At 41.6% G+C, this 12,874-nt stretch carries 10 protein-coding genes; 4 read left to right on the forward strand and 6 right to left on the reverse strand.

The window, feature by feature from the left end:
- Positions 1-32: 32 nt before the first annotated feature.
- Both BCU94_RS04460 and BCU94_RS04465 read right to left on the reverse strand, forming a co-directional pair.
- Complete coding sequence (locus tag BCU94_RS04460; RefSeq protein ID WP_102475771.1) at positions 33-671, reverse strand: fumarylacetoacetate hydrolase family protein; 639 nt, start codon at positions 669-671, stop codon at positions 33-35.
- 140 nt (positions 672-811) lie between these two features.
- A complete protein-coding gene (locus tag BCU94_RS04465) occupies positions 812-1,240 on the reverse strand; it encodes a RimK/LysX family protein (RefSeq protein ID WP_102437565.1) in 429 nt (142 codons plus the stop codon).
- Between the two features lie 230 nt (positions 1,241-1,470).
- Between BCU94_RS04465 and BCU94_RS04470 the strand changes: the two genes are divergently transcribed.
- From BCU94_RS04470 to BCU94_RS04485, 4 genes are all read left to right on the forward strand, one after another.
- The gene (locus BCU94_RS04470) at positions 1,471-2,142 is read left to right on the forward strand and encodes a DUF2461 domain-containing protein (protein WP_102437567.1); all 672 of its coding nucleotides are present in this window, start codon (positions 1,471-1,473) and stop codon (positions 2,140-2,142) included.
- A 183-nt stretch (positions 2,143-2,325) separates the two neighbouring features.
- Complete coding sequence (locus BCU94_RS04475; protein ID WP_102475719.1) at positions 2,326-4,005, forward strand: phosphoethanolamine--lipid A transferase; 1,680 nt, start codon at positions 2,326-2,328, stop codon at positions 4,003-4,005.
- A gap of 129 nt (positions 4,006-4,134) precedes the next feature.
- The gene (locus BCU94_RS04480; protein ID WP_241904955.1) at positions 4,135-5,535 is read left to right on the forward strand and encodes a BamA/TamA family outer membrane protein; all 1,401 of its coding nucleotides are present in this window, start codon (positions 4,135-4,137) and stop codon (positions 5,533-5,535) included.
- 193 nt (positions 5,536-5,728) lie between these two features.
- Entirely contained in the window at positions 5,729-7,123 is a 1,395-nt protein-coding gene (locus BCU94_RS04485; protein ID WP_102475721.1) for an RsmB/NOP family class I SAM-dependent RNA methyltransferase, read from the forward strand.
- Positions 7,124-7,557: 434 nt separating this feature from the next.
- Here the strand turns inward: BCU94_RS04485 and cysC are convergent, their stop codons facing one another.
- The 4 genes from cysC to cysD all read right to left on the reverse strand — a co-directional run bounded on the left by cysC (position 7,558) and on the right by cysD (position 12,532).
- Positions 7,558-8,196: an adenylyl-sulfate kinase gene (gene cysC, locus BCU94_RS04490; protein WP_102437575.1), complete on the reverse strand. Its 639-nt coding sequence runs from the start codon at positions 8,194-8,196 to the stop codon at positions 7,558-7,560.
- A gap of 73 nt (positions 8,197-8,269) precedes the next feature.
- Entirely contained in the window at positions 8,270-9,997 is a 1,728-nt protein-coding gene (locus tag BCU94_RS04495; RefSeq protein WP_102475722.1) for an SLC13 family permease, read from the reverse strand.
- Between the two features lie 101 nt (positions 9,998-10,098).
- The gene (gene cysN / locus BCU94_RS04500) at positions 10,099-11,505 is read right to left on the reverse strand and encodes a sulfate adenylyltransferase subunit CysN (RefSeq protein ID WP_102475723.1); all 1,407 of its coding nucleotides are present in this window, start codon (positions 11,503-11,505) and stop codon (positions 10,099-10,101) included.
- 121 nt (positions 11,506-11,626) lie between these two features.
- Positions 11,627-12,532 (reverse strand): sulfate adenylyltransferase subunit CysD, encoded by a 906-nt coding sequence (cysD, locus tag BCU94_RS04505; protein ID WP_076537299.1) that lies wholly within the window; start codon positions 12,530-12,532, stop codon positions 11,627-11,629.
- Between the last annotated feature and the right edge of the window lie 342 nt (positions 12,533-12,874).

Consider the following 12,874-nt stretch of genomic DNA (forward strand, 5'->3'; position numbering starts at 1 on the left):
GGCTAAGCATCAGATTACTATCTTGAACAAAACTATTTAGCCAACCATTGCTGGGTTAGCAAAGGCGTATTGTTCGACATGTAAGCCTCAATTGAATGACTATCCTGGTACTCTTTTCCTGCCCATAGTTTAATGGTAAAAACATCACCAGCATTAACCATTCCCACACCTTTTGGGGTACCGGTCATCACAATATCACCGTCTTCTAAACTGATAAATTCAGTTAACGATTGCTTAATGGCAGATGTGCTATACATCATTAAGTCGCTGTGACCCACTTGGATAACTTTTTCGTTGATTGATAATTGAAAAGCCCACTTTTCGCAGGCTGATTTACCTAATGAATCAAGGGGAATAAAGTCACTGAATAGCGCCGAGCCGTTAAAGGCTTTTGCCCGTTCCCAAGGTAGTTGCTGGGTTTTGAGGCTAGATTGCAGTGCCCTTTTGGTTAAATCTAACCCCACACCTACAGCTGAAAATTGGTTATTTTTCATGACAAAACATAACTCAGTTTCGTAATGAATAGGCTCTTGTTGAAAAGCAATAAGCTCTGTTGTGATGGCCGAATTGGGTTTTAAAAATACCACCATATCTGCAGGTATCTCATTGCCCAGCTCTTGGATATGATCGACATAGTTACGACCAATACAGACGATTTTAGAAGGCGTCATCTTTACAGGGCTTGAATTAGAAATAGCAGCTAAAGCCGAAGACGATGAGCTAACGGTTGGGTTGATGATTGATACGGAATGTAAAGCCACGATAAGTCCTTATTTTATGACTCAGTTTTGTGAATAAAAACCAATTTAAATTAAGCGCCAAGCAAGTATGATGCGGATGAATCTACCAAAAATCTTCCTGATAATGCCCTTCTGCCCAGCAGCATTCTAAATTGCATATTGTCACGAGCAGTCAATGTCAGCTCAATATCAAAATGATGCTCACCAATGATAATCGGCGTTTTTATCACATAACGGCTGGTTATATGTCCGCCAGAATCTTTGACATTACGACGATCAAACACCGCAAACTCACACACAACTTCACGCAGCGACTTTTGCTGAGGATGAAACCACACTTTAATCCAATCTTGGTCATTTTTTATAAAGGGTTCAATTTTAAAAGCATGTAAGCATGATGTTTTGGCGCCGGTATCAATTTTCATATTGACCCGTTCATTAGCAATTTCTGGAAATGTGGCCCATTCACACCAACCAAGCACTTGTAACGATGTCGTCATGGTAAACCTTTAACGTTTTCTGTTTAATCCCAAGGCTAGACTATCAATACTGCAATAATTAGCCTTTGACAGTGCATAGCGCTAGCTTAATATAAGCCTTTCTGATACTTAACCCTAGCTGTTAATAGATTGAATTTAACCTTAATCTATATGATTGAACAAGTATTTGAACTAATGGTTATCATATGCCGTTATGAGACAATGAATGATTAAGACTAATAAGGCAGCCAATGTATTCTCAACAAAGCTTTAATTTTTTAAGTCAGTTAGCTGATAACAACAACCGAGAATGGTTTAAGCAACATCAGCAAACCTATGAAGATTTGGTGCGCACCCCAACCCTTAAGTTTATCGAAGCCATGCAAGGGCCCATCCTCAGCTTATCGCCAAGGCTGACTGCAGTACCTAAAAAAGTCGGTGGCAGTATGATGCGCCCTCAACGAGACAGTCGATTCAGTAAAGATAAAAGCCCTTATAAGCTTAACGTCGGTATTCAGTTTCGGCATTTTCAAGCAAAAGATGTCCATGCCCCGGGCATATATTTACACCTTGCCAATGATGGTTGTTTTTTAGCGGCAGGAATATGGCATCCTGAATCAAAAGCCCTCAATGCCATTCGTCATTGTATTGATGAAAACCCTAACGGTTATAAAAAGGCTTCGGTACAATTAGCCGCAGCTGGGTTTGAGTTATCTGGGGACCGTTTAATAAGACCACCGCGTGGATTTGATAAAGATCATCCATTCATTGAAGAATTAAAGCGCAAAGATTTTATTGCCATCAAACCTGTCACCATTGAGCAAGTCTGCGCTGATAATTTTGTTGAGTTCTGCGCTGAAGAGTTCAAGCATACCATCGGTTTAATGAGCTATTTATGCTTTGCCTTAGACTTAGATTTTTAGTGATAATGACTTATATCATCGTGATAAAACGGCCGTGGATAGAGTTTGCTTTAAACAGATAAACATTCGCCGCTAAACGAGACTAACCAAGACACTGAAAACCGTGTCGGTGAATTAGCGGACGACTATCCAAATTTCAACTAGTATAAAACTAGAGACTAACATCACCAGCAGGCATTTAATATGACAGCATTCTCGCGCCTATATTCTGCCATTAACCCAAAAGAACTCAGCAAAGAAACGATGATAGTGCTGATGGCGCTGTATTTTGCGCTGGTGATTAACTTTGGGCTTATCCAACGTATTTTTCAATTATCAACTGATAGCCATTTAGTGTTCTCTCTTACGCCGGCGCTCGTACTCTTGGGCATTTTTATCATTGTTTTTTGCTTATTTTCGTCTCGGTTTATCTTTAAACCCTTACTGACAATCTTACTGCTCACCTCTGCAGCAGCCATGTATGGCACCATGAAATACCAGGTATATTTTGATTACGCCATGATTGAAAATATCTTTGAAACCAATACTGGCGAAGCCCTGTCCTATATCAGCACCACGTCTATTTTATATATCGTGGTGTTTGGACTAATTCCAACCATATGGTTGTGGCGAGTGCGCCTAACGCCATCACAAAGCGTAGTTAAATCCTTAATGAGACGCTCAACATTAGTGGTTGTAGGCTTAGGTTTAATAGGAGTCGTGCTGCTAGGCTTTTATAAGGACTATGTGTCCATGGGGCGAAATAATACTTACCTTAAAAAAATGATCATACCAGCCCATGCTTTCAATACGGTAAAATATCTTTATAAAAACAACTTTGTCACCCCCTTGCCTTATACCGTTAGAGGCCAAGATGCACGCTTAATCGATATCAACCCAACTAAGCCAACTTTATTTGTACTGGTCGTCGGCGAAACAGCCCGCGCTCAAAATATGGCTTATTACGGTTATCATCGAAACACCAATCCTTACACTGAAAATTTAGACTTCATTATTGTTAATAACGTCAGCTCATGTGGCACCGCGACCGCGCATTCATTACCTTGCATGTTTTCCGACCTCACTCACGATAATTATAACCGTGAAAAAGCACTGGCCAGTGACAACCTACTAGACATTATTCATACAGCAGGCGCAGAAGTGGTGTGGCTTGACAATGATGGCGGTGATAAACATCTGGCAGCCCATGTGATTGAGTTTAATATTCCGACTGACTCAAGTGATGACTTGTGTGACGGTAGTAGCTGTTATGATCAAGTACTGGTGCGCGAGTTCGCTTCACATATCGAGCAGAGATTAGAAAACAAGCAGCAAACCTTAACCAATCAATTATTGATATTGCACTCGATAGGGAGCCATGGGCCTACCTATTTCAAGCGTTACCCTAAAGATAAGCAGCATTTTAGCCCCGCCTGCGAGCGCAGCGATCTTGAAAATTGCAGTGATGAAGAAATCATCAATGTCTATGACAATACCTTAGTTTATACCGATTATATTTTGTCAGAAATCGTAAAACTATTAGAGCTATATGCCAGCGATTATGAAGTGGCAATGATGTATATCTCTGATCATGGTGAATCACTAGGTGAAAGCGGCATGTATCTTCATGGCACCCCTTATGCCTTTGCGCCAGCAGAGCAAACCCATGTGCCTTGGTATCTATGGTTACCAGAAAGCTACACCCAGTCAAAGCAACTCGACCGTCAATGTATCATCACGCAAGTGAGTCAGGGGACACATTCCCATGACAATTTGTTTAATACGCTTATCGGCTTGTATGGCGTCGATACCCATTTACTCGATACTTCGCTTGATCTTAGCCATTCTTGCAAGCAAACAACTGAGCTTTTGGGGGCAAAATAGCATTTAGTGATAGCGATTTAATCTCTGCTATCACTCGTCGCCCTCAAACTAGTCGCAATAAATATGGCCTAAATTAGCCGCCGAATTAGATTTTTAATCAACTTCATCTATATTTATCTAATAAATAAAATGATTAACTATCAGCCCGTTAATTACGTACTCACCGACAATGTTAAAGGCTCACGGATGATAAAAATGCGCTTTTCCCGAGCTTCGACTCGATACTATTTCACCGCCCTTTTGGCCTTTTCACTATTACTGACGCAATCTTTTGCCCATAGCGCGCCAAAGAATATCAAATCCATCGTTAATCGCGCTGAGTCCCCAAGGGTTGGTACCGAAGAGCTGATACTCCCCTTCGCTTTCAGCACTGACTCAATGGGATTAAACTTAGGCATTGGCACTATGGTCAGTGGTTATGGACAAGAACAAATGACGATTGGCGCTACTGTCTATGGTGGCGATGTCAGTTACGGTGTTGGCGCAGGAATTTGGAACTTTAAAATACCACGAACCGAACGCTTCTTTTTAAGTGCCGTTGGCTTTGTCGGTTATTATCCACAGAAAAAAGCCTACGCAGGGGGCACCTTAAATTATACCCCTGCAGGCACACCTATCCCTGGTAGTAATGACTCATCAAATGAACAGTTTTTACAAGCTGATGGCTCGTCAAACTGGTGGAATATACAGCTTGAATACACCCTACCCATTGGCGCAACACGTGATAAAGGCCAAGTACACTATGAACTAACCCGCGGCTTGCTGAGCTCAAAACCCTCTGGCGGTGACAGCTGGAATCCGCTTGAGTCTGGAGCCACAGTGGCGACACTGAAACAATTTAACCGCTTTGAAACCTTTGAATTTGAAGACGGAGAATTAGATGGCGCCGTTCATGCGATGAGTTTAGGACTGCTTTATGATAATACCGACTTTTCACGAAACCCCAGTTACGGCAGTAAGCAGTTTGTCGCCATTTCCCATGATGCGGCTTGGCTAGATTCTGATAATCAGTGGACATTTATCGAATTTGAAGCCAGTAAATACTTCTCTTTTGGCGCCTCCGACTGGGCATCCCAGCGTATATTAGCGTTAAATTTTTGGACAGGTTACTCGCCCTCATGGAAGCTTGAGTATAACGACGAAGGAGGCAGGCGGATCACCAATGATGCCCCTTACAGCGAAGGCGCAACACTTGGTGGTTTTTATCGAATGCGCGGTTATGACAACAGCCGTTTTCATGATAAAGCCTCCATATACGGCACTGCAGAATATCGCTATACCTTCAAAAACAACCCCATCGAAGATGTAAACTGGCTTAAATTTTTACGTCTAGATTGGTTTCAATTGGTGGGCTTTGTTGAAGCTGGCCGCGTTGGCGAGGCTTATACCGCCAATGAATTATTAACCGATTTGAAATTTGATTACGGCATTTCTCTTAGAGCATTAACCGCAGGGATCATTGTAAGGTTTGATATCGCCCAATCAGATGAAGCCACCAATGCATGGGTGATGGTAGACCACCCATTTTAATAGAGCTGTTTACTAAATTGTCTTTTATCCACAAAATGGAAGGCGACTAATCTAAGGATTAGTCGCATTTGAGGTCACATACCTTGATTTAACCGCTGTTGACCTTGCAACCACGGATTTAACAACAGTAGCAGTCATGGTAAACTGCAGCACTATTATCCCCATTGCGCTGCAAAGCCAACCTGAGTGAGTCATGGAACCAGTTAATCAACCCCATCTTCAAGCTAATACTCCCGCAGAAAAAAGAGCATTAAGCTACTCTGCCACCATCAAAAAGTTATTCGATGAAGTATTAGACACTAAAATGCCTGCAGATAGGATTGTGGCGAACTACTTCCGTGAGCACAAAAAACATGGCTCAAAAGATCGCCGCGTGATCCGCGAAACCTTATTTGGGCTATTTCGTTGGTGGGGCTGGCTAAAACAGCTGGGTTCTCAGCATGAGCAACAAACTTGGTATCAAATGCTCAGCACTTGCGCCTTACTTGAGCAGCATCAATGGCGTCAGTTTGCTGATGCGTGGCAACAATTTGGCGGCTTAAGCCCCGAACAAGTCAGCTTGATAAATCACACCATTGACGCTAATGATGTTGCTAACTCATCTAATCCGCAATCAAGTGCAAACTTTGATGTTAGCCATAAAAATAGCCTTATGGGCCAGTTATTCACGACCATTGAATTTGCTGAAACTCAACTATTACCCGATTGGTTTTGGGCGCTATGCACCATTGATGATCAGCAAAACAAACTAAAATTGATTGAAGCCATGAGTAGCCGTCCTCCCATTTGGGCAAGAGCGCAGCGCATTGATACAGCATCCGCAGTAAGCACATTACAGGCTGCAGGTATTGACGCACAAGCCAGTGAATACTTTGCTGATGCATTAAGTCTTGGCAGCAAAAGCATTAACCTTAATGACGTTGATTTATACAAACAGGGCAAACTTGAAATTCAAGATTTAGCCTCGCAAGTTATCGGCAATGTCTGTCAGCCTTTAGCAAACGAGCAATGGTGGGACACCTGTAGTGGCGCGGGCGGTAAGACATTACAGCTGCGCTCATTGATGCTGCAAAATGCCGCCTCAAACAACAATACAGCAGGTACTATTACCTCATCAGATATTCGTTCAAAAGCCCTAGAAGAGCTTAATAAGCGCGCTAAACGGGCAAATTTTGACAGCATTACTGTGGCGCGCTGGAAAAGCGATGCTTTACCGGTAGCCAAAGCCCATTTTGATGGCGTACTGGTTGATGCCCCATGTAGTTGCACTGGCACATGGCGCAGAAACCCAGATATGCGCTGGATAGATGAGCCAAGCTGTATCGAAGATAAACCCGCACTGCAGTTAGATATTTTAACTCGCAGTTCAAAGGCGGTAAAACCAGGCGGCAAACTCGTCTACGCAACCTGCTCATTATCACCGCTTGAAAACGAACAAGTGGTGCAGCAATTTTTACAACACAATAGTGACTTTGAGTTGATCACCAGCGTACACCCATTTACCCAAGCTAAGCTTGAGCATATTACCGTATGGCCCTTTGAAGCCAATAGTGACGGCATGTATGTGGCGAGAATGATGAGAAAGTAATGTCCCTATTTATCAATAAACGATGACAATAACTATTATCAAAAAAGGCCTTCACAAATATTTGTGAAGGCCTTTTTAATTATTCAATGGCAGCACTCAATAGCAGTACTGTACGCCCGTATTAAAATTTGATAAAAAATATGGTTATCATGAACGGTTACAACTCAATAGTTTAATAATTTTCTGAGGGCGGATATCGTTTTCTTATAATAAAGTTTGTTACTTTAGTGTACCGCACTTGTTCAAGCTCTCTGAATAGCAGGAATAATTTTTAGGCACACTTTGCATCCTTTATATTAATGCTTTTTGAGCCGCTTCAATATTTTTTACTCTAGCCATAAGCACCATAGGATCAAATGTGGATTCTTTGAAGCCAAACCTTGTGTAAAAATCTTTGGCTGAGAAGTGCTTTCTACCATGCTTAAAACCAAGCCTTACGATAAGTAACCGTTATCTGTTAAATAGCTAATCACTTGTAAAGCGCACTGCTCAATATCTTGCTCTGCGGTCTTCACATGAATTTCAGCATTCGTCGGCGCATCATAAGCTGAGTCAATGCCGGTGAAGTGTTTAATCTCGCCCGCTCTGGCTTTTTTATATAACCCTTTAGGGTCGCGTTGTTCGCAAATCGCTAACGGGGTATCAATAAAGATTTCGATGAATTCATCTGCTGCCAACAGGCTTCGCACCATGTCGCGATCAGCTAAAAAAGGCGAAATAAAAGCAGTAGACACAATCAGCCCCGCATCGACAAATAGCTTGGATACTTCACCAACCCTACGAATATTTTCAACTCTATCAGTATCAGTAAAGCTTAAGTCACCATTTAGGCCATGGCGAACGTTATCACCATCGAGCACATAGGTTTTACAGTTTAGATCATGAAGCATTTTATCAACCGCGTTGGCAATTGTAGATTTACCAGAGCCACTTAACCCTGTGAACCATAAAACGGCAGGCTTATGACCATTTAACTTAATGCGTTGTGCCCGAGACACACTTGCCAAGTGCCAAACAACATCTGTTGACTTGTCACCAAGCACATTAACGTCTTGGTAGGGTGTATTTGACATGATTATTCCTTGTTCACTTTTTAGTTCTGTTAATACTGACAAATATTATGTTTTTATTGTTTAAAGCTGCCCATTAAAACGGGAAAAATATTGGCACGCTGATGTTCACGATTAAGCCGTAAACAATACTGACGGGCAAACCGACTTTGACAAAGTCTTTTAGCTTATATTGACCTGCATTAAACACCATTAAATTGGTTTGATAACCGTAAGGGCTAATAAAACTGCCACTGGCAGCAAATGCCACAGTCATCACAAAAGGTAAAACATCCACCCCAAAACCGAGCGCCAAACTATAAGCAATGGGAAACATTAGCGCTGCAGCAGCATTGTTGGTCACTAATTCAGTCATCAACCATGTGAGAATATAAACCATAATCAAGGCAATATAAGCATGCTCTTTATCGACACTCTGATTAACCACATCACCAATTAATTCGACAACGCCAGCATTAACCAATGCATGGGAAAGTAAAATGGCAGAGGCGACGATGAGCCAAATATTGACCGGTAATCGGCGCATCACTTCATTGACGTTAAGTGACTGACTAAACACCAGTAACCCTAATAAAATCACTAAGCTTTCAAGTAAATCAATGACCCCAAATGCGGCAAGGGCTATTGAAGTTAAAAAGCCACCGACAGCTAACCATGCCCTCCAGCCGTTAAGGCGTATCTCAGTTTCGACGCCGCTAAGCACAATAAAGTTTTTGCTTAAATTACGTCGAGATTTAAAATCCTCACCGACAGATAACACTAAAAAGTCACCCGCTTGTAACTCGACTTCACCAAGTTTGCCAGAGACATTTTCGCCATCTCGGCGAATCGCCACCACGGCGGCATCAAATAGTGCTCTAAAGCCGACTTTCTTTAGTGTTTTTCTCACTAAAATACTTTCTTGCTTTACCACCACTTCAGTGAGATTTGAGCCTTTTAAATCATTTTTATGGGCAAATGTTTCAAGCCCTGAAAACTGGCCTAATTGTCCTAGTTTTGCAATATCACCACTAAAAATAAGTCGGTCATCTTGTTGTAACACTTCTGTTGGCGCGACCGGGGTGATTAACCTGCCTTCTCTTACGACCTCGACCAAAAATAATGACTCTAAATGACGTAAACCATTGGCCTCGACAGAGCGGCCAATCAGCTCTGAGTTTTCGATGATTTTTGCATCAATAAAATAGCCCTTATTACCATCAAGTGTCTGTTCATTTTCTGGTAAAAACCTCACAAAAACCGCTAAAACGGCCCCGCAACAAATCACCAGTATCACGCCGATAGCGGTAAAAGAGAAAAAGGCTAATGAACGCCCTTCAACATCAATATACAGGCTATTTACAATCAAATTGGTTGAGGTGCCAATTAAAGTCAGCGTGCCACCGAGAATTGCCGCGTAGGATAAAGGCAATAATAATTTACTGGCAAAATGATGCGGGTTATTACGTATTGGCGACAAAAGCGTCGCCACCACCGCGGTATTGTTAAGTAGCGCAGAACAAATCGTGGTGATACCAAAAAGCCGTATAAAAGTGGCTTTATAGCCAACAACAATCACTTTTGACGCAATAACTCTCAGCAATCGGGTTTTCTCTAACCCGAAAGAGCAAATGATTAATAGAATGAGTGTGATTAACCCAGGGTTAGCAATACTCGATAATAATTGCGCTTTAGACACCAACCCAAGTGCAACTAATGATAATAAGGTCACACCGCACACGGCAGCAGGTCGACTTTGAAATTTTAATAAACCACAAATCGTTAGTATGAAAATACTTATTGTTAAGTATGCATCTGTAGACATAAATAGAAACCAACCTCAAGGATACAAAGTCAAAAAAAGCTGCAAGCTAATCAATCGCATTGCAGCTTTTTGATAAAGCCTAGGTGCTCATCTGTACTAGCTTAGCCTATGACTTTTGCGCCCCAATGAGGGTAATGTTTTCTAACCAATGCGTTAAATTCGATTTCAAATGCTGAAGGTTTGGCTTCAGTGGTTGCTGCTTTGCCTTCTAATGAATTTCTTATCATCCCCGCGCCCACGGTGACATTGGTTAGGCGATCGATAATGATAAACGCACCAGTGGTTCGATTGATATCATAAGCATCAAACTGCACAGCTTCATTGACTGCAAAGTTACAGTTACCCATTTCATTAAGTTCAAGTTGATGTGCATCAAATGTCTCTAGGGTGTTCACATCGACTTTGTGATTCACATTCTCGACATAGCCATAAACTGATTTACTGCCCATTTTAATGGCATATTCACGATCGACATGTAATGGCTCTTCAGTCATCCACACCACATCGGCCTCAAAATTGCTGCTTGATAATGGCAGTTCATGAGGGCGAACTAGCATGTCACCACGGCTAATATCAATTTCATCTTCTAAGGTGATAGTGATTGCCATGCCGATAGTGGCTTTTTCAAGCTCGCCATCAAAGGTCACTATAGATTTAACTTTACTTTCTTTACCTGAAGGCAAGGTTTTGACGGTATCACCAACGCGGATATCGCCCGATGCAACCGTGCCACAAAAACCGCGAAAATCCAGATTTGGACGATTAACGTATTGCACTTGCATACGAAATGGGTGGGTTTTATCTTTGGCAACCGTCACGGTATTTAACAGTTTCATCATGGTTGAACCCGGGTACCAAGTCATGTTGGCACTCTCGTTGACGACATTGTCGCCCTTTAATGCTGAAATCGGCACAAAGCGAATATCGTTAAACTGCAGGTTTTCAGCAAACTCACGATAGTCTTTCTTAATATTTTGATAAACGCTTTGGTCGTAATCCACCGCGTCCATTTTATTGATGGCAATGATGACGTGCTTAATACCCAACTGAGAGCAAATAAAGCTGTGACGGCGAGTTTGTACTTGCACTCCATGCCTTGCATCAATCAAAATAATCGCTAAATCAGCAGTCGAAGCGCCCGTTGCCATATTGCGGGTATATTGCTCATGACCTGGAGTATCAGCAATAATAAATTTACGTTGCTCGGTGGCAAAATAGCGATAAGCCACATCAATGGTAATACCTTGCTCACGCTCAGACTGCAGGCCATCAACCAATAAGGCTAAATCGAACGACTCATCTGTGGTATTAAAGCGTTTTGAGTCTTTTTCAATGGCCGCCATTTGATCTTCAAAAATCATTTTACTGTCATACAACAAACGACCAATAAGGGTCGATTTACCATCATCAACACTGCCACAGGTTAAAATGCGCAGCATATCTTTATTTTCATGGACGTTTAAATAAGCTTCAATATCTGAAGCGATTAAAGCGGTATTAGACATCATAAATTCCTTAAGCTAACGCGCTGCTCTGAGCGTATATTCAACTGCAGCAACACATTGGTAATGTAATGGTTCAAATAATCAGAAGTGCCAAACACTTCATAAAAATGAGGTTTTAAAAAGCTTAGAAATACCCTTCCATTTTTTTCTTTTCCATTGAACCGGATGAATCATTATCAATCACTCGTCCTTGACGCTCAGATGTTGTACAAAGCAGCATCTCTTGAATAATCTCAGGTAAGGTTTGTGCAACCGACTCAACTGCGCCAGTGAGTGGATAGCAACCTAATGTTCTAAAGCGCACCATCTTATGCTCAATGACTTCGCCTTCTTCAAGCTCCATTCGGTCATCATCAACCATGATTAAGGTGCCATCACGCTCTAAAACTGGTCTTTCTGCAGCTAAATAAAGCGATGGGATTTCAATACCTTCAAGATAAATATATTGCCAGATATCTAATTCAGTCCAATTTGATAATGGGAAAACGCGAATGCTTTCGCCTTTATCCACTTTACCGTTATAAATATTCCATAACTCAGGACGTTGGTTTTTAGGGTCCCATCTGTGCTTGTTATCGCGAAAAGAATACACACGCTCTTTGGCACGGGATTTTTCTTCATCACGACGTGCACCGCCAAAAGCAGCATCAAAACCATGCATATCTAACGCTTGCTTTAAGCCCTCAGTTTTCATGATGTCGGTGTGCTTAGCACTACCATGAACAAACGGGCTACAGCCCATTTCTAAACCGCGAGGGTTTTTATGAACGATTAAGTCAAAGCCGTACTTTTCGGCCATTTGATCACGAAAAGCAATCATCTCTTTAAACTTCCAGTTGGTATCAACATGCATCAAAGGAAAAGGAATTTTGCCGGGATAGAAAGCTTTACGCGCAAGGTGCAATAAAACCGAGGAGTCTTTACCTACCGAGTAGAGCATGACAGGGTTATCAAATTCTGCGGCGACTTCACGCATAATTTGAATGGATTCTGCTTCAAGTTGCTTTAAATGAGTCAATTGTGTCGACATATCTATTCCAATAAACCTTTAATAATTCATACGCTTTAAACAGACAAATGATGATCCGTCTCATAGCCATGATTGTTAATCCAAAGTTGCATGCAATCATATTACCAGTATCAACTGATAGTAAAAGTTATTAATGAAGGGTTAGCTATAACAAAAAGGAATAAAAAGGATGAAAAGGTTTGTTTGGAATAATGATCTAAAAAGTAATAACTCACTCCTCCAATCATCTAAGTGGTAGAGAGTGACAACTGAAAAGCTAACTGCGAAAGGTTAGATGTTAACCAAAGACACTGGGAGGGTTAGGCCGATTAATGAGTTAGCATTTGTGTAGCCGATTACTTA

It is taken from the genome of Shewanella sp. 10N.286.52.C2, from assembly GCF_002874545.1.
Taxonomy (GTDB): domain Bacteria; phylum Pseudomonadota; class Gammaproteobacteria; order Enterobacterales; family Shewanellaceae; genus Shewanella.